General features: G+C 58.7%; 20 protein-coding genes and 1 pseudogene. 17 read left to right on the top strand and 4 right to left on the bottom strand.

What is annotated here, in order from left to right; all coding sequences use genetic code 11:
• Window positions 1-243 precede the first annotated feature (243 nt).
• The 11 genes from HDE72_RS04040 to HDE72_RS03990 all read left to right on the top strand — a co-directional run bounded on the left by HDE72_RS04040 (window position 244) and on the right by HDE72_RS03990 (window position 4,101).
• Complete coding sequence (locus HDE72_RS04040; protein ID WP_183737439.1) at window positions 244-546, top strand: hypothetical protein; 303 nt, start codon at window positions 244-246, stop codon at window positions 544-546.
• 20 nt (window positions 547-566) lie between these two features.
• Window positions 567-770, top strand: a complete 204-nt coding sequence (locus HDE72_RS04035) for a hypothetical protein (protein WP_183737438.1) — start codon at window positions 567-569, stop codon at window positions 768-770.
• An 11-nt stretch (window positions 771-781) separates the two neighbouring features.
• A complete protein-coding gene (locus tag HDE72_RS04030) occupies window positions 782-946 on the top strand; it encodes a hypothetical protein (protein WP_183737437.1) in 165 nt (54 codons plus the stop codon).
• Window positions 947-960: 14 nt separating this feature from the next.
• Window positions 961-1,296: a helix-turn-helix transcriptional regulator gene (locus HDE72_RS04025; protein WP_183737436.1), complete on the top strand. Its 336-nt coding sequence runs from the start codon at window positions 961-963 to the stop codon at window positions 1,294-1,296.
• 8 nt (window positions 1,297-1,304) lie between these two features.
• Window positions 1,305-1,697, top strand: coding sequence for a hypothetical protein (locus HDE72_RS04020; protein WP_183737435.1), 393 nt, complete (start codon window positions 1,305-1,307; stop codon window positions 1,695-1,697).
• Window positions 1,698-1,787: 90 nt separating this feature from the next.
• Complete coding sequence (locus HDE72_RS04015; protein ID WP_183737434.1) at window positions 1,788-2,159, top strand: hypothetical protein; 372 nt, start codon at window positions 1,788-1,790, stop codon at window positions 2,157-2,159.
• 103 nt (window positions 2,160-2,262) lie between these two features.
• Window positions 2,263-2,484, top strand: a complete 222-nt coding sequence (locus HDE72_RS04010) for a hypothetical protein (RefSeq protein ID WP_183737433.1) — start codon at window positions 2,263-2,265, stop codon at window positions 2,482-2,484.
• A gap of 296 nt (window positions 2,485-2,780) precedes the next feature.
• Entirely contained in the window at window positions 2,781-3,122 is a 342-nt protein-coding gene (locus tag HDE72_RS04005; protein WP_183737432.1) for a hypothetical protein, read from the top strand.
• A gap of 13 nt (window positions 3,123-3,135) precedes the next feature.
• Window positions 3,136-3,309 carry a hypothetical protein gene (locus HDE72_RS04000; RefSeq protein ID WP_183737431.1) on the top strand — a complete coding sequence of 58 codons (174 nt, stop codon included), beginning with the start codon at window positions 3,136-3,138 and terminating at the stop codon, window positions 3,307-3,309.
• A 268-nt stretch (window positions 3,310-3,577) separates the two neighbouring features.
• Window positions 3,578-3,802 carry a hypothetical protein gene (locus tag HDE72_RS03995; RefSeq protein WP_183737430.1) on the top strand — a complete coding sequence of 75 codons (225 nt, stop codon included), beginning with the start codon at window positions 3,578-3,580 and terminating at the stop codon, window positions 3,800-3,802.
• Window positions 3,803-3,858: 56 nt separating this feature from the next.
• Complete coding sequence (locus HDE72_RS03990; protein ID WP_183737429.1) at window positions 3,859-4,101, top strand: hypothetical protein; 243 nt, start codon at window positions 3,859-3,861, stop codon at window positions 4,099-4,101.
• A gap of 40 nt (window positions 4,102-4,141) precedes the next feature.
• Here the strand turns inward: HDE72_RS03990 and HDE72_RS03985 are convergent.
• The 4 genes and pseudogenes from HDE72_RS03985 to HDE72_RS03970 all read right to left on the bottom strand — a co-directional run.
• Window positions 4,142-4,431, bottom strand: a pseudogene (locus tag HDE72_RS03985) (response regulator); the annotation flags it as partial.
• Between the two features lie 68 nt (window positions 4,432-4,499).
• On the bottom strand, window positions 4,500-4,985 hold the full coding sequence (locus HDE72_RS03980; RefSeq protein WP_183737428.1) for a hypothetical protein: 486 nt from the start codon (window positions 4,983-4,985) through the stop codon (window positions 4,500-4,502).
• A gap of 284 nt (window positions 4,986-5,269) precedes the next feature.
• Window positions 5,270-6,757 carry a sensor histidine kinase gene (locus tag HDE72_RS03975; protein WP_183737427.1) on the bottom strand — a complete coding sequence of 496 codons (1,488 nt, stop codon included), beginning with the start codon at window positions 6,755-6,757 and terminating at the stop codon, window positions 5,270-5,272.
• The gene (locus HDE72_RS03970; RefSeq protein ID WP_183737426.1) at window positions 6,754-7,473 is read right to left on the bottom strand and encodes a response regulator transcription factor; all 720 of its coding nucleotides are present in this window, start codon (window positions 7,471-7,473) and stop codon (window positions 6,754-6,756) included. The genes HDE72_RS03975 and HDE72_RS03970 overlap by 4 nt, the downstream gene beginning before the upstream one ends.
• Window positions 7,474-7,651: 178 nt before the next feature.
• Here HDE72_RS03970 and msrB point away from each other — a divergent pair, with 178 nt between their 5' ends.
• The 6 genes from msrB (at window position 7,652) to HDE72_RS03940 (ending at window position 15,984) form a co-directional block, all read left to right on the top strand.
• Window positions 7,652-8,164 carry a peptide-methionine (R)-S-oxide reductase MsrB gene (gene msrB / locus HDE72_RS03965; protein ID WP_183737425.1) on the top strand — a complete coding sequence of 171 codons (513 nt, stop codon included), beginning with the start codon at window positions 7,652-7,654 and terminating at the stop codon, window positions 8,162-8,164.
• Window positions 8,165-8,202: 38 nt separating this feature from the next.
• Window positions 8,203-9,978, top strand: a complete 1,776-nt coding sequence (locus HDE72_RS03960; RefSeq protein ID WP_183737424.1) for a cytochrome c biogenesis protein DipZ — start codon at window positions 8,203-8,205, stop codon at window positions 9,976-9,978.
• 30 nt (window positions 9,979-10,008) lie between these two features.
• On the top strand, window positions 10,009-10,731 hold the full coding sequence (gene msrA, locus HDE72_RS03955; protein ID WP_183737423.1) for a peptide-methionine (S)-S-oxide reductase MsrA: 723 nt from the start codon (window positions 10,009-10,011) through the stop codon (window positions 10,729-10,731).
• Window positions 10,732-10,847: 116 nt separating this feature from the next.
• Window positions 10,848-11,420 (top strand): DJ-1/PfpI family protein, encoded by a 573-nt coding sequence (locus HDE72_RS03950; RefSeq protein ID WP_183737422.1) that lies wholly within the window; start codon window positions 10,848-10,850, stop codon window positions 11,418-11,420.
• A 183-nt stretch (window positions 11,421-11,603) separates the two neighbouring features.
• Window positions 11,604-12,377 (top strand): ferredoxin--NADP reductase, encoded by a 774-nt coding sequence (locus tag HDE72_RS03945; protein ID WP_183677958.1) that lies wholly within the window; start codon window positions 11,604-11,606, stop codon window positions 12,375-12,377.
• Window positions 12,378-12,801: 424 nt separating this feature from the next.
• Window positions 12,802-15,984, top strand: a complete 3,183-nt coding sequence (locus HDE72_RS03940; protein WP_260176480.1) for a di-heme oxidoredictase family protein — start codon at window positions 12,802-12,804, stop codon at window positions 15,982-15,984.
• The last annotated feature ends 121 nt before the right edge of the window (window positions 15,985-16,105 follow it).

The raw sequence follows: 16,105 nt of genomic DNA, 5'->3' as shown, positions 1-16,105 counted from the left end.
GGCAAGATTGCATATTATTTATCTTTCGCACTTGAAAGTTGTTCGCCGACAACCCACATACTCGTTTTAAGCAGAGGGAAAATTACTATGCTCACCTTAGACCATCTTTACGAACGTGTTAAAGCGGCTTAACTTCCAGCGGAAAATCGCACGATAGCAGGACCATCGCCAGCCACGAGCTGACTTTTAGGTTGAGAGGAACCGGTGTGGTGCCGGTTCAAATGAGATTTGAAGGAGTACATCATGGGCTACGGATCAACAGTGGCGGTTGAGGAAGCGGAAGAAGAATATCGCGAAGCATGTGCCGAACGCATCGAAAATGACGCAGCGGAATTGGTCGCGGCTGGCGACATGACTCGTGAGCAAGCGATTGAGGCGGCAACCGAATCATTGCGCCAGGAAATCGAGGCTGATAACGATGACACCGGTACGCTCGCCACGATGCTGAATCCTCCAGTGCCCAGCAGGCAGATCCCTGCGGCGCAGGCAAGAGCAATTGGGCGAGAATTGCGTGATGCAGCAGGCGATGCTGCGGAAACCTTCTAAAGCAGTCGGGGAAACAAACTATGAATTTGAGAGACGAATTGAAGATCGCACCGGTCAATGAATTGCGTCACGTTGGCTCGCGCACGAAAGGGTCGATGGGACAGACCGAGATCGACGAGTATGAGGAAATTACTCCCGATGGCAAAGTGATCGCCAGGTACACCGTCACCGAGCATACAAACCTGCGCGGCCTCAATACGACACGCTCCATTCAACAGCACTGACCTCAGGAAATATGGATATCGTAAAAGACCTGAAAGTTGCCTTAAAGGCTGTGGAGGCGGCACGGAACGCGCTCGGCGGAGAACTGGACAAGGGCGGTAATGTGCCGTGGGCATATAGCCAATTGCAGACAGCCGAACAGAAGTTGAAACGCGCAATCCAGGCGCAGCCAAAGTAGGCCGGAAAATAGGAATGTCGTTACTCAAGGACAGGCTGAAGGAAGCACGAACTGAAGCGAAGCTGACACAACAGGCGTTGGGGGATCGCGTGGGCGTTCCGCAATCCACAATCGGTGCGCTGGAGACCGGGGAGCACAAGACAGCTCGAAACATCACCGAGATAGCCGCTGTTCTTGGCGACGACGCGTTGTGGCTGTCATCAGGGATGGGCTCTAAGCGAACAGACGGGACGACGAACTACATCGACCACGGAATCGATCCCCACTTCCTGGCACTGGCCCAGAAATTGAGCCTTTTACCAGACGAAAAATTAAAGGCAGTTTCTATCCTCCTTGGTATTAAGCTCTAGGGAAAATTATGGAAAAAAGTAAATCCGGACATTGGATGAAAATTGAATGGAAGATGGTGCTTCCAGAGTCTGGAGATGTTCCAGTTTGGGTGTCTGTCGTCAAGCTAGAGCATGAATGGCAGCGCAGTACGAATGAATATATTGGAGCTGGCGGCGATAATGGAATGCCTGGCAAGTACGAAAATTTTGCAAAATGGATAATGTCAGCGAGGCCTGTGGAGATGCCGGAAGTTTGTATTGTCGACGGCTTTGTGCGGTTTAATAACGGTCGACATCGCTTTGCTTGGCTGCGCGATCACGGTATGGCTGCATTGCAGGTCAATGTTCAACCCATCGATGTGACTACTTTTGAAACGAAGTTCGGCTCCCAAGACCAAACGTCTCAATGGCTCAAAAGCTAGGAAGGCACCGCAGCAGCACCCACGGCCCGCTTGACGGGCCTGGTGCATTGAGAAGGTCGGTACGTTGCCGGCTAGCGAGGAAAATAAAGCATGGCGATCGACGACAAAAAGCACTACAAGACTTGCCTCAAATTGCTGTCCACTAAGGCCACCGGCACCAACTTGGCCAACAAGCTGTCGGACCTGTCCATCGACACCGACGACCCCAAGCTGCAACACATGGCCAAAGGTCTTGCCGACCTGGTGCGGCCGAAGATCGGCGAGAAGGACGCCAAGGTCAACATCCTAGAACTGGCCCACCGCTTCAAGTGCAGCACGGGCCCCGGCCACAAGCAGCGCGGCCTTGCCATTGAACAGGTCAAGCACTATTGCGACAACGCGATCATGTCGGTCCAGCCCGAATGGCAAATCATCGCCCTCGGGCAAGGCTGGACGCCGCCTGCGGCGCGTAGGGCGGCATAAGCAAGGCCTGGGCTCGTTAGCTGAAGCGAAAACTGGAATAGGAAAAATGGCATGTTAATCGCCCCCACAAACGGCCGGTTGCCGAATAATTAAAAGGTTCACTATGATCGACTACAGCAAGGGACGATACATCGTTAAAACGCTAGATGGCGGATACATCGGTCAGATTGATGAGGACGAGTTCGTTCGGAATGGCGTGAGCCTTTTTTATCGTATTGATGGCGATGAGTTTTACGAAGCAGGGGGACGACTTATTGGACACATCAAAGATGCTGTCGTCCGAACATCGAGCGGTGAAGCGAAGTTCACTATCGAAGCAGAGTGAATCGGAAATCGTGCGCTATCTTTCTACAATCATATTGATGATTCTGGTCGGCTGTGACCAGCCCGGACGATATCAGATCGCGGCAAGCAAAGCCTCAACGCCAGAAGATGACCGCGCGTGGGTCTTGGATACCAAAACTGGCCGCGTGGCTCTTTGCTATGAACACGCAGCTGCTGTTAAATGTTTGCATGCCAGTGCAATGCCTCCGCAGAAGGATGAATAGGAAAATCGATGCCATCAGGCGTGTTCGTAGCGGCCGGATGCTGCGAAAAATTTAAAATTTGAAAGCCCGTTAAATGAACCTTTTGAAAATCGAGTTAGAAATACCTTATGTTGGTGAAATACTGTCGAAGGCGAACATGGACCATTTGCAGGACAAGGTGCTTCAGGCAGTAGTATCTGCCATGGTGCAGTCTCAAAAGCTGGCTGATGTGGAAACGGTGAAGATGAGAATTGAACACGCTGAAGATGAATTGTCAGAAGCTAAACGGTTTGGGAATCGATTGACTTATCTCGGATTGCCTTTGAAGCGAGCGGATGCGCTAGCAAAGCTATATGTCCCTGAAGACCCGTACAAAGGTGAGCCTGAGAAGGCTGCGGATTCATTCTTTTCAATTCACGGTCATAAGTACCAATAACACCGGAAAACGTATGGCAAAGCCGCCGAAGAAGAGGCCTAGAGGATTGGCCGGTAAGCTGCTGGCGGTGGAGCCCGAATATCGGCATGCGCTATATAAAAAAATCATGACGAAGCGGCGTGGCAAGACAGTGAGTAAAGGCTCGCCAATGCTTCCTGGTTCGTTTGAAAACGGCAAACGCCGGTAAAGGAAATTCACTCACAGCAGCGCCCACGGCCCGCATTACGGGCTTAGTGTATTGAGAACGTCGGCAACGAAGCCGGGGTCAGTTCTGCCATTCAGACACGAGCTCGGCTGTATTTTTTTCCTATTAATTGGAAATTGCTAATTGCATCGCCTACTTAAATAAGCATCGAGCGCTATATTGGAGTCTTTATGAACTGTTAATAAATATAGATTATTAATTTGCACAATATTGTATTTGGTATGTCGCAGATACATGAGGTCGTGTCTGAATGGCAGAACTGACCCCGTCTTCGGACCCCGTCTTCGTGCGAGGCATCAAGCGTGGTATGGCGAAAGCAACTGATTTAATGGCAGAGGGGAGGATCTATGTTCAAGAAGACGGCACCGTCCGAGCCCCCGCCAAAATGGAAGTTAAGGTCCGCACCAAGATCGGTGGTGGCAACTGGGACCGGCACGCCATAAAGGTCAGCGCTACCGAAATCGGTTTCGAATAGATCCATAGGAAAACGTATTATTCTCCCGATTCTTAATCAATCTACCAAAGGCGTCAATGTCAACCTACAAAGGCACTATCGAGATCGAAGCGGTAGACATACCTACCATGGCACGAATGTCAGATGACGAGTATCAGAAATTCCTCGAAACTCCTGGGCTGTTCTGGATTGATCATCATGATATTTTGAGATCTACTGTAGCGGAGCATCCCCTTGCTACGCGCCAGTCTCAACTCGACATGCTCATCAGGGCTTTACAACAGTGTCGTGAACGCATGCGTGAAGACAACCCGTACTAAGGTGGCTGTGCACTGGCTAGCTCGTGGACAGCGCAATGAATAAGGAAAACGGCTTGGCCAGGTAATCGTCGGCGCCCAGTTCCAGGCCCAGGATGCGGTGCACTTCACTGGCGCGGGCCGCTGGTGATGGGCGTGTAAGTGGGCATGGCGGCAAATTTCCAGGCCATCCACGCCGGGCAGCATCAAGTCGAGGATCAGCGCATCCCAGCCGCCCTGGCGCAGCTGCTGCAAACCCAGGTCGCCATCGGCGCAATGGCATACCTCATAGCCTTCGTCGCGCAGGTGCAGCCGCAGCAGGTCGGCGCTGGCATGGCCAGCACGGCCGGCCAGGACATGGACGCGGTGATCCCCGCCATCGGCCGGGACGCCGCAAACGCGCAGCGGCTTCGGCGGCTATTCTAGTATCTGCGCGCCGGTAGCAATTCGGTCGCCGCCGTGCCGACCACAAACTTGTTGTTCGGCGAGTTGACGCACTGGCGAGCATAAAAATGCCATCCATCCGCGCGGCGCCAGCCGATGACGGTGACGACGGAGTTGGGCCCATCCACCGCCGACAGACCTGCGCGGTACTGGCTCGGCCCATGAATGATTTCAATCGGAAAACGATGCGAGCGGATGCCCGCCGCCGCCCGTTCGTAGGCGGGGGCCCCTTCGTCCAGCGCGTTGATGTGGCAAACCGTGAGGTTATGCCGATTGTTACCATAAGCCATGAACTGGCAGCCAGTGATCAGGTCGGTGAAGAAGAAATTGCTGCTGTTGCCCAAGTTCATGGACATGGTCTGGTTGACCTGGGACGGCAAATAATAAGCCCTGATCGGCGTCTCGCTGAAGAAGCGACCGTCGGCCTGCTTGACCATCACCTGCGACGGCGAATAAGCGACCATGTCGAGACTGGCGATGCCGTTCGCGTCGATGGCATAGCCGGAGCCGTGCTGCGTCTTCGCCGTGTCGATGCTCTTGCAACCAGAAAGAAATCTCTCCGGATCGTTTATAAATTGCTGGTTTAATCAATTTGCCATGCGATGTCCTCTCTGTTACGTTCAGACACTTACGTACACATGGCTGGATTGGATGCGGATGCATGAAAATATCGAGGGAGATGGTATGGCTGGCAGGGATCGAACCCACCCGCGGTCTTAACGAATTGCACGTACACTCCCCTGCTGATTCAAGCGCGCCCAGCCGCCTGCAGCGCAAAACAGAACACAGCGCCCTTGCCTGGCTCGCTGCGCAATTCAATAGCGCTACCATGTAATTGCAGGATGCGCTGGACGATCAGCAGGCCCAGGCCGCCGTTGCGGCCGTCGGTGCCGGGGCTGAAGGGGCGGCGGAACAGTTTTTCCAGCAACTGGGGCGGGATGCCCTGCCCTGTATCGCTGACTGTCACCAGCACTTGCCGCCCTTCCCTTCGCAGCGCCACGGTTACTTTGCCGCCGGCTGGCGTGTGGCGGATGGCGTTATCGAGCAGGTTGGTCAGCACGCGCTCGATCAGGCCCAGGTCGGCGTGCACCAGGTTAGCGTCGCGCGGCATGCTGGCCTCCAGGCTGACCTGGCCGGCCTGCGCCTTCAGTTCGCATTTCTGGTACACGTCCTGTATCAGGTCGCTGAGCAGGAAATCTTCGGCCACCGGTTCGACCGAGCCATGTTCCAGCCGCGCCAGTTCGAACAGCGACTGCGCCAGCTTGCCTACTTTGCTGCTTTGCGCCAGCGCAATGCCCAGGTAGCGCTGGCGCTCGGCCGGCGCCAGGGTGGCGTCTTTCAGCAGCAGGGTTTCCAGGTAGCCATGCAAGGAACCCAGGGGCGTGCGCAGATCGTGCGAGATATTGGCCACCAGCTCGCGCCGTTCCTGGTCTTGCCGCGACAGGGTGCGCCATTGTTCGCCGATGCGCCCGGACATTTGCGCGAACGCCGTTTCAAGCACGGCGATTTCATCGCGCTGGCCGGCACTGGCTGGCGTGGTCGTCAAGGGCAATTCCACCGGCTCCGCGTGAGTGTCGAAGTCGCGCATGGTTTCCGTCAAGCGGTGCAGCGGCCGCGTGATCAGGCGCAAGGCCACCAGGCCGGCCACCAGGACCAGCAAGCCAACCAGGGCCATCGACCACAAGGTATTGCGCAGCACGGAGCTGGCCGCCACGCGCGCGGCCAGTCGGTCATGTTCTTCGCCCTGCAGCACCACATAGATATAGCCGGAAACAGGGCCATCCTGATGCGCGCCCGAACGCAAGGCAGCCACGCTGAAGACCTTCTTGCCATCGATACTGCGCGGATCGTCGCCCAGGATCGGCAACATGCCGCCAATCAGGAAGCGGTGGATGGGCGCCAGGTTCACTACGGGGCGCAGCAAGTGGCCGGCCGGCGCCGCATGGCCGATAATCACGCCATGCGGGTCCAGCAGATAGACTTCGACGCTGGGGTTGACCGTCATCAACTGGTCGAACATGCGCCGCACGGCGTCGGGCATCAAGCCATGCTCGCCCATCACCGGGGTATCGTGGGCGATGCTTTCCGCCACGCCGCGCGACAAGCCCTGCACTACTTCCTTTTCATGCATGCTGTTCGAGCGTATCTGCAGCCAGGCCGAGGCGCCGCAGCAGGCCAGCAGCAAAATGGCGAACACCAGCGACAAGCGCTGGGTCAGGGTGAGATTCAGTTTCACGCCGCGCCCTCGTCAGCGGCGGCAAAGCGATAACCACGGCCCCATACGGTCAGGATGCGGCGCGGTTCGGCAGGATCGAGCTCGATCTTGGCGCGCAGGCGGTTGATATGCGTGTTGACCGTGTGTTCATAACCGTCGTGCTGGTAGCCCCAGACCTGGTTCAGCAGGTCCAGCCGCGAAAATACTTTACCTGGCTGTTTCACGAAAAAGTACAGCAAATCGAATTCGCGCGGCGTCAGGTCCAGGCGCTTGCCATCGACGCTGGCGATGCGGGTGATCGGGTCGAGCGCCACGCCGTGCAGCGACAGGCTGCCCTCTTCTCCCTTGCGCTGTTTCAGCATGGCGTCGGTGCGGCGCAGCAAGGCTTTGACGCGCGCCACCAGTTCCAGCACGGAAAATGGCTTGGCCAAGTAGTCGTCGGCGCCCAGTTCCAGGCCCAGGATGCGGTGGACTTCGCTGGCGCGCGCGCTGGTGATGATGATGGGCGTATAAGTGGGCATGGCGCGTGCCTGACGGCAAATTTCCAGGCCATCGACGCCGGGCAGCATCAGGTCGAGGATCAGCGCATCCCAGCCGCCCTGGCGCAGCTGCTGCAAACCCAGGTCGCCATCGGCGCAATGGCATACCTCGTAACCCTCGTCGCGCAGATGCAAACGCAGCAGGTCGGCGATGGGCTGGTCGTCTTCGACGATCAAGATGCGCTTGTTTTTATCCACGTGGTCAACTCTTCCGTATTCAGTATGGCCGCATTGTGCCTGAGGATGCCCTTTGAAAGTATCACAAATCATTTAACTTTACGTGAGGACTTCGTCACCAGGGCGGGAACACAATGGCTACATCGAATCAACGATTCTTCAAGTAACTCAAGTTCAAGTAACCACGCCAGGAGGCCATATGTTATCGCGCCGCACATTCTTGCTCACCAGCGCCGCCGGCGGCGCTGCCCTGATCGCCGGCTCGCTGAGCTGGCGCAACGCTACCGGCGCTACCCCAGTCGCCCCGGCGAGCACCGTGTATGAAGTCATGCATTCTGACGCAGAGTGGAAAAAGTTACTCACAGATCAACAGTTCGACGTACTGCGCCGGGCCGGTACCGAGCGCCCCTACAGCAGCGCCTTGAATTCGGAACACCGGCGCGGCACGTTCAGCTGCGCCGGCTGCCAGCTGCCCCTGTTTTCGTCCAGCACCAAGTTCGATAGCCACACGGGCTGGCCCAGCTTCTGGAAGCCCTTGCCGCGCGCCGTCAACGACAAGACCGACAGCACCTTGGGCATGGAACGCACGGAAGTGCAGTGCCGGCGCTGCGGCGGCCACCTGGGCCATGTATTCGACGATGGCCCGGCGCCCACCGGCCTGCGCTATTGCATGAACGGCGTCGCCATGAATTTTGCGCCCGGCGCCGCCTGAGCGGTTCACCTCTTATCTACCCATAAAAAGAAGACACCATGTTATTACTCCTCCTCTCCTACCTGGGCGGCGCCCTGACCATCGTCAGCCCCTGCATTTTGCCTGTACTGCCCTTCGTGTTCGCCCGCAGCAGCGAACCGTTCCGCCGCAGCGGCTTGCCGCTGCTGGCCGGCATGGCCCTGACCTTTGCCGCTGTGGCTACTTTAGCCGCCGTCGGTGGCGGCTGGGTGGTGCAGGCGAATCAATATGGCCGCTGGCTGGCCATGGCGCTGATGGCGTTTTTTGGCGTGACCCTGCTGCTGCCGCATCTGGCGGAAAAACTGACGGCGCCGCTGGTGACGCTGGGCAGCCGTTTATCGAACGCGGCGCAGCAGCCTGCCGCTGACAGCAAACAGGGCAGCGTCAAAGCATCGTTCCTGCTGGGGATTGCCACCGGCCTGCTGTGGGCGCCTTGCGCCGGCCCCATCCTGGGCCTGGTATTGACGGGCGCTGCATTGAATGGCGCCAGCGTGGGCACTACTTTCCTGCTGCTCGCTTATGCGGCCGGCGCCGCCACCTCGCTGGCAGTGGCCCTGCTGATCGGCGGCAAGGTATTTACCGCCATGAAGCGCTCGCTGGGCGCCGGCGAATGGATACGCCGTGGCCTGGGTCTGGCCATGCTGGCCGGCGTGGTCGCCATCGCCCTGGGCCTCGATACGGGCTTGCTGACCAAGGTGTCGAACAGCGGCACGACCTCGCTGGAACAATCGCTGCTCGATAAATTCAAGCCCAAGCCAGCCCCGGCGCCGGCCATGGCCGCCTCGAACGCCATGATGGCCGCAGCCTCGCACACGACTGCCCTGCCGTCCGAAGGCCCGCTGCCACCGCTCGATGGCGCCGTGCAATGGCTCAATTCGCCACCACTGACAGCCGCCAGCCTGAAAGGCAAAGTGGTACTGGTCGATTTCTGGACCTATTCCTGCATCAACTGCCTGCGCAGCCTGCCTTACGTCAAAGCCTGGGCCGCGAAATACCACGACCAGGGCCTGGTGGTGATCGGCGTGCATGCACCGGAATTCGCCTTCGAACGCGACATCGGCAACGTGCGCAAGGCTGTGAAAGACCTGGGCATCGATTACCCGGTCGCCATCGACAACGATTACGCCATCTGGCGCGCTTTCGGCAATGAATACTGGCCTGCCCACTACTTCATCGACGCCAAGGGACAGATCCGTGGCCACCATTTCGGCGAAGGCGAATATGCCGAGTCCGAAAAAATCATCCAGCAACTGCTGGCCGAAGCAGGCAACAAGAACGTGGCAGGCGGCGTCGTCAGCGGCATGCCGGACGCCACCGGCGTCGAACAAGCCAGCAATGGCGCCGATGTCGGTTCGCCTGAAACCTATCTGGGCACCGACCGCGCCAGCAATTTCGCTTCGCCAGGCGGCGAAAAGAAAGACCGCACGCAGCGCTACACGGCGCCAGCGCAACTGGCGCTGAACCAGTGGGCGCTGGAAGGCAGCTGGCACGCCAGCGCTGAAAACGTGACCCTGACGAAAGGAACTGGCCGCATCGTCTACCGCTTCCATGCCCGTGACGTGCATCTGGTGCTGGGCCCGGGCAAGGATGGCAAGCCGGTGCGCTTCAAGGTCACGCTGGACGGCGCTGCGCCAAACGCCAGCCACGGTAGCGACATCCAGGCCGATGGCAGCGGCACGGTCACGGGCCAGCGCCTGTACCAGCTGCTGCGCCTGGACGGCCCGGTCATGGACCACACTTTCAGCATCGAATTCCTCGACCCTGGCGTGCAGGCTTATGCCTTCACCTTTGGCTGATCTCTCAATTTTTTGAAAGGAATACACATCATGAACAAGCAATCAAAACCTCGTGCATCAACGCTGTTGAAACTGGCCGGTGGCGCCGCCCTGGCAGCCGTCTTGCTGCTGCCGCAATTGCCTGCCCTGTCGGCCGAAGACGCCGTCGTCATCGCCGCGCCGACGGTCGATGAAGCGGTGACGGGCCATGAAGAGACGGCCGTATTTGCCGGCGGCTGCTTCTGGGGCGTGCAAGGCGTGTTCCAGCATGTGAAGGGCGTGAAAAACGCCGTATCGGGCTACACGGGCGGCGCGGCGGGCAGCGCGCATTATGATGATGTCGGCTATGGCAATACGGGCCACGCCGAATCGGTGCAAGTGACGTTCGACCCGTCGCAGGTCAGCTACGGCAAGCTGCTGCAGGTGTTCTTTTCTGTCGCCCACAACCCCACCATGCTGAACCGCCAGGGCCCGGACAGCGGCACGCAATACCGTTCGGCAATCTTCCCTGCCACGCCGGCCCAGCGCAAGGTGGCCGAAGCTTACATTGCCCAGCTCGACGCTTCGCACGCCTTCAAGGCGCCCATCGTGACGAAGATCGAAGATGGCAAGCGCTTTTATATGGCCGAAGCCTATCACCAGAACTTCCTGGCCATGTACCCGGACAATGGCTATATCGCCGTCAACGATCTGCCGAAAGTGGCAAATCTGAAGCGTTTCATGCCGGCCGTGTACCGTAACGATCCGGTGCTGGTGAAAGTGGCCATGAAATAGAGCGAGCTTGACGGCCACTGACAGAAACTGACAGTGGCAAACGCTAAAGTCCTTTCTTTCCGCGCGCGCACCAGAGTCTCTCCGGTGCGCGCGCCCTTGCTTTGAAAGGACTCTCCATGCCACGCGCCATCACCATCCTGACCGACAATTTCTCTGACTGGGAAACCGCCCTGCTCAATTCTACCGCCCGCCAGTACTATGGTTTCTACACCAGCTTTGCCACGCCAGGCGGCAGGCAGGTGGCCTCGTCCGGCGGCATGCTGGTCACGCCGCAACTGGCGCTGGAAGACATTTCGCTCGATGGACTGGACGTCTTGATCGTTTGCGGCGGCAGCATCTGGCAAACGCCGCAGGCGCCCGGCATCACCGCCCTGCTGGCGGCAGCCCATGCGCGCGGCATCGTGGTGGCCGGTATTTGCGACGGCACGCGTGCGCTGGCGCAAGCCGGCCTGCTCGACCATGTGCGCCATACGTCGAACTCGGCGGCCAACCTGGTCCAACTATCTTATGCAGGCGCCGCCCTTTACCAGGAGGTGCCGTACGCCGTCGCCGATGGCCGGGTAATAACCGCGCCAGGCTCGGCCCCGGTCAGCTTCATGCGTGAAATCTTGCAGTCCCTGGGCATTTGCGATGACAATCTATTAAATTATTGCGGCCGGCATGCGGCCGAACACGGGCAAATATGGTGAAATTGCGCCGCATCTTGTCATCGGCACTATAATGTCAGTATCGTGTGCGGCAGCATTGGTGGCGATAGACGGTAACAATTTCAGGCAGAGCTGCGTACAATAGCAGCTGGGCCGACACAGGGTTTCACTTTTGCCAGCACTTGCCAGCACATAACCATCTTTTTGACTAGTAAAACACACATTATGAGTTCGATGAATGAAGAGCGCGTATTAAGCGTGCACCACTGGACGGATACCCTGTTCTCCTTTACCACTACGCGCGATACGTCGCTGCGTTTCTCGAATGGCCATTTCACGATGATAGGCTTGCGCGTGGACGGCAAGCCGCTGCTGCGCGCCTACAGCATCGCCAGCGCCAATTACGAAGAACACCTGGAATTTTTCAGCATCAAAGTGCCAGGCGGTCCGCTGACCTCGCGCCTGCAGCACTTGCAAGTGGGCGACACCGTGATCGTTGGCCGCAAACCTACCGGTACCCTGGTCTCCGATTATTTGCTGCCAGGCAAGCGCCTGTACATGCTGTCGACCGGCACCGGCCTGGCGCCTTTCCTCAGCATCGTGCGCGATCCGGACATCTACGAGCGCTTTGACCAGCTGATTCTGGTGCACGGCGTGCGCCAGGTCGATGAACTGGCTTACCACGATCTGCTGGTCGATCATTTGCCGAACCATGAATTCCTCGGCGAAATGGTGACCGACAAGCTGCGCTACTATCCGACCGTGACGCGCGAAGACTTCCGCAACACGGGCCGTATCACCGAGCTGATCGAAAACGGCAAGCTGTTCGAAGACCTGGGCGTGCCTGCGCTGGACCCGGCCGTCGACCGCGTGATGATCTGCGGCAGCTCCGACATGCTGCGCGACCTGAAGGAAATGCTGGAAGAGCGCGGCTTCAAGGAAGGCAATACTTCCACGCCTGGCGACTTCGTGGTCGAGCGCGCCTTCGCCGAAAAGTAATTTTTTTCACCTTAGCAGAGGCCCGGCCTTGTCGCATGCAGCGGCAAGGCCGGGCCTCTGGCGTTAACGGGCTGAATAATAAGCTAAATCTAGCCAAATCTCACCGTCATCTGCCTTCAAAACCTTACCTTTTGTCAATACGCATTAATCTTTTGTCGTTTTCAATCAAGCAATGCGATGTACGCTTGACATGCCTTTCTGCCTGCGATAACTTAGGCGCACTATTTCCATACGGCAATAGTTGCCGTATGAAATAAATTCACGCACACCCCATCCCCATCAAGAAAAACGTTGTCGGCGCCGGCCCCACCGGGCCGATAAAACAGCAGCACGGGAGCATCCGCACGGGTCGGAGAAGGTGGCGTATTTTACGCAGCGATAAAAAAGGAAGCATATGCATAATAAAGCGGTACACAGGCGGAGCATGACGATGCCCACTCTGCGCCATCTTTCAACACGGGGAGCGCCGCTGGCATTGGCGCTATTGCTGGCAGCGTGCGGCGGCGGCGGTAGCGACGCCAACAGCCCGCAGTCGCAGCGTTTGCTGGGCTCTTCCGTTTCGTCGGTCGAAACGGTGCTGACACCGGTCAGCGCAGCGGCCAGCTCGTCCGAACGGGGCGACCTGAGTGCTGCCGCGGCCATCGACCACAACCCGAATACGCGCTGGGGCAGCGGGTTTAGCGACAATGAATACCTGACGCTCGATTTCGGCAGCACGCAAACGATTACGCGCGTGCATATCGAATGGGAAAATGCCCACGCCAGCCAATACCTGCTGCAAGTGTCGGATGACAATAAAATCTGGACCACGGTCAAGGAAGTCAACGACAGCCAGGGTGGCATCGAAGATATCACGGGCTTTTCGGGCCAGGGCCGCTACCTGCGCATGCAGGGCGTAAAACGCTCGGGCCAGTACGGCTATTCCATCTTTGAAATCCAGGCTTTTACCGGCACCCCCGCCGAACAACCGCCGACCACGGAACCGCAACCACCGGTGGTATTCGATCCGACCTTGCCTGGCGTGACCATCAAACCGGTAACCGCTACAGCGTCGCGCCTGGAAAATCCGGGCCTGTCAGCCGCCATGGCGATCGACGGCAAACTCGATACCCGCTGGGGCAGCGCGTTTGAAGATGGCGCCTGGATCCAGTTCGACTTTGGCGCCAAGACCCAGGTCGGCTACATGAAGCTGCAGTGGCAAGCAGCCTACGGCAAGCAGTATGCGCTGCAAGTGTCCGATGACGGCCAGACCTGGACGCAAGTGCGCTATGTGGCCAATGGCCAGGGCGGCACCGAGGAATTCTATAATCTGGGCATCAACTCGCGCTACATCCGCCTGCAAGGCATCGCGCGCTCCTCGCAATACGGTTATTCCTTGCTGGAAGTGGGCTTCAAATCGCCAGGCAGCGATAACAGCTTGCCTGCCAACACCACTTCGGCACTGAAATACCCGGCCAATGGCACCGCCATGCAGCCGCTGCCTGCGGTAGCTGAACCATTGGAAACCTTGCAATTCACCTTGCCAGACGGCACCCTGGTCACCCGCTTCGGCGCGCGCGGCCTGGCCCGCCATGGCCGCGAGCGCGGTGAAGAGTGGAACGAGATCGGTTATGGCCCGAACGAAACGGTGGACCCGATCACCGGCTTGCCGGTCGACAAAGGCCCGGGCAATTACCTGACCTTCGTGCCGCAATACTTCCAGAACCGTACCTGGGGCGTCGAAATCATCGACAACAGCCGTGTTGCCGGCGTGACCAAGCCGACCCTGATCGTCAACCAGTACACCACCGTCGACTTCCTGAACGGCGGCGTAGCCTTCTTCCGTGGCTACGACCGTCCAGGCGTGACCGGCTACGGCTGGATGTCGCCAGGCGAACTGGTGGACCGCAACGTACCGGTCTGCAAACCGGTTCCCTACCCTGCCAACAACAAGCTGAGCTCGCCTAACGGCATCAATGGCGCTTGTACCTTGCTGGTCAAGGAATATCCAGGCCACGGCGGCCTCGACGCGAACGGCTTCCCGAATGGCCAGGACATCAAGGCGCGCAACCTGGTGGCCGGCGACATCATCGAAGTGTCGCCATCGATGTTTACCACCACCCAGTCGATGGGCGCGATTGGCGACAATGGCGGCATCCGCTACTACTCCTACGAGTGGAGCTATGTGGTCGGCGCCGGCCTGCGCCCATGGTATGGCGTGCAACCGCGTTTGAACTCGGTACCACTGCCAGAGGAAACCCTGTCGGGCGGCCTGGGCTCGGTGTCCTATAACTACTCGGACAATGCCTTGTTCATGTTCCAGCAGCCGCACAACAATATCGGCATGCAAAACATGCAGCGCTTTGTTGAGGGCCGCCGCCTGGTGCACACCAACTTCACCACCGGTGACCATAACGAGAATGGCAACGACCGCTACCAGCCGGCTGTCGGCAAGCAAGGCCCGCGCTTCACGCAATCGGTCTGTATCGCCTGCCACATCGACAATGGCCGCAGCCCGGCGCCAAACTCGATCAACCAGCGCCTCGACACCATGGGCGTGCGCGTTGCTGTGACGGGCCCGGATGGCAAGCAAGTGCCGCATCCGCAATACGGCACCGCGATCCAGATGAACTCCGTCTCGTCGACCGGCGCACCGCAGAACTGGGGCACCACCGTCAGCGTGGGCAGCTTCGACACGCGCAACGTCAGCCTGGCTGACGGCACCAAGGTCGAACTGCGCAAACCCGTGCTGGCCTTCGAAGGCCCGGTACCCGAGATCTATTCGCTGCGCTCTGCCCAGCCGATGATCGGTACCGGCCTGCTGGAAGCCATACCGGAAGCGGACATCATCGCCCGTGCCCGCACCACACCGGACGCCGATGGCGTCAAGGGCCAGGCTAACTATGTCTACGATCCTGAATCGGGCGCCGTACGCCTGGGCCGTTTCGGCTGGAAAGCCGGCAAGTCCACCTTGCGCCATCAGGCAGCCGAAGCGCTGATGCTGGACATGGCAGTCACCTCGCCGGTGTATCCGAACCGTGCCTGCATGAACGGTCCGGTCGCTTGCGCCTCGGGCGGCTCGCAGCCTGGCGTGTCGGAAGCGGATCTGCAAAAGATCTCCAACTATCTGGCACTGGTGGCGGTACCGGCCCAGCGCAGCATCCCGAGCGGCTTCCCGAAAGGCGTGGCCCCGATCGAAGAGCTCGACGTTGATCCTGCGAAAGTTGCTGCCGGCTCCAAGCTGTTCCAGGGCATGCGTTGCGCTGCCTGCCATACGGTAGAGATGAAAACCGGCAACGGCCACCTGTTTGCAGAGCTGCGCAACCAGACCATCCGTCCGTACAGCGACCTGTTGCTGCACGATATGGGTCCTGATCTGGCCGACAAGTTCACCGAAGGCCAGGCAGCAGGCAGCATGTGGCGTACCTCCCCGCTGTGGGGTATCGGCTACTCGGATAAAGTCATGGGCACCAGCGGCAAGGCTGGCTACCTGCATGACGGCCGCGCCCGCAACCTCACCGAAGCCATCATGTGGCACGGTGGCGAAGGCACGGCAGCCCGTCAACGTTTCGCCAACCTGTCCAAGACAGACCGCGATTCGCTGCTGGCTTTCCTGAAGTCGCTGTAACTGTCAGGTAAGAGCGTCACTCCCCGGTGACGAACGAGACGTCGCAGGCCGCAAGGTCTGCGGCGTCTTGCATTTCAGCGCTGCATTCCAGTACAGTCAGGCATCGCCCACGCTGAACGAG

It is taken from the genome of Janthinobacterium saanense, assembly GCF_014200675.1.
Lineage (GTDB): Bacteria > Pseudomonadota > Gammaproteobacteria > Burkholderiales > Burkholderiaceae_D > Janthinobacterium.
Note: the sequence above shows the minus strand (reverse complement) of the source record. Positions and strands in the feature narration are given on the sequence as shown.

Coding starts and splice junctions, on each gene's coding strand:
- HDE72_RS04040 (WP_183737439.1), top strand. CDS start 244: ATGGGCTACGGATCAACAGTGGCGGTTGAGGAAGCGGAAGAAGAATAT.
- HDE72_RS04035 (WP_183737438.1), top strand. CDS start 567: ATGAATTTGAGAGACGAATTGAAGATCGCACCGGTCAATGAATTGCGT.
- HDE72_RS04030 (WP_183737437.1), top strand. CDS start 782: ATGGATATCGTAAAAGACCTGAAAGTTGCCTTAAAGGCTGTGGAGGCG.
- HDE72_RS04025 (WP_183737436.1), top strand. CDS start 961: ATGTCGTTACTCAAGGACAGGCTGAAGGAAGCACGAACTGAAGCGAAG.
- HDE72_RS04020 (WP_183737435.1), top strand. CDS start 1,305: ATGGAAAAAAGTAAATCCGGACATTGGATGAAAATTGAATGGAAGATG.
- HDE72_RS04015 (WP_183737434.1), top strand. CDS start 1,788: ATGGCGATCGACGACAAAAAGCACTACAAGACTTGCCTCAAATTGCTG.
- HDE72_RS04010 (WP_183737433.1), top strand. CDS start 2,263: ATGATCGACTACAGCAAGGGACGATACATCGTTAAAACGCTAGATGGC.
- HDE72_RS04005 (WP_183737432.1), top strand. CDS start 2,781: ATGAACCTTTTGAAAATCGAGTTAGAAATACCTTATGTTGGTGAAATA.
- HDE72_RS04000 (WP_183737431.1), top strand. CDS start 3,136: ATGGCAAAGCCGCCGAAGAAGAGGCCTAGAGGATTGGCCGGTAAGCTG.
- HDE72_RS03995 (WP_183737430.1), top strand. CDS start 3,578: ATGGCAGAACTGACCCCGTCTTCGGACCCCGTCTTCGTGCGAGGCATC.
- HDE72_RS03990 (WP_183737429.1), top strand. CDS start 3,859: ATGTCAACCTACAAAGGCACTATCGAGATCGAAGCGGTAGACATACCT.
- HDE72_RS03980 (WP_183737428.1), bottom strand. CDS start 4,985: ATGGTCGCTTATTCGCCGTCGCAGGTGATGGTCAAGCAGGCCGACGGT.
- msrB (WP_183737425.1), top strand. CDS start 7,652: ATGTTATCGCGCCGCACATTCTTGCTCACCAGCGCCGCCGGCGGCGCT.
- HDE72_RS03960 (WP_183737424.1), top strand. CDS start 8,203: ATGTTATTACTCCTCCTCTCCTACCTGGGCGGCGCCCTGACCATCGTC.
- msrA (WP_183737423.1), top strand. CDS start 10,009: ATGAACAAGCAATCAAAACCTCGTGCATCAACGCTGTTGAAACTGGCC.
- HDE72_RS03950 (WP_183737422.1), top strand. CDS start 10,848: ATGCCACGCGCCATCACCATCCTGACCGACAATTTCTCTGACTGGGAA.
- HDE72_RS03945 (WP_183677958.1), top strand. CDS start 11,604: ATGAGTTCGATGAATGAAGAGCGCGTATTAAGCGTGCACCACTGGACG.
- HDE72_RS03940 (WP_260176480.1), top strand. CDS start 12,802: ATGACGATGCCCACTCTGCGCCATCTTTCAACACGGGGAGCGCCGCTG.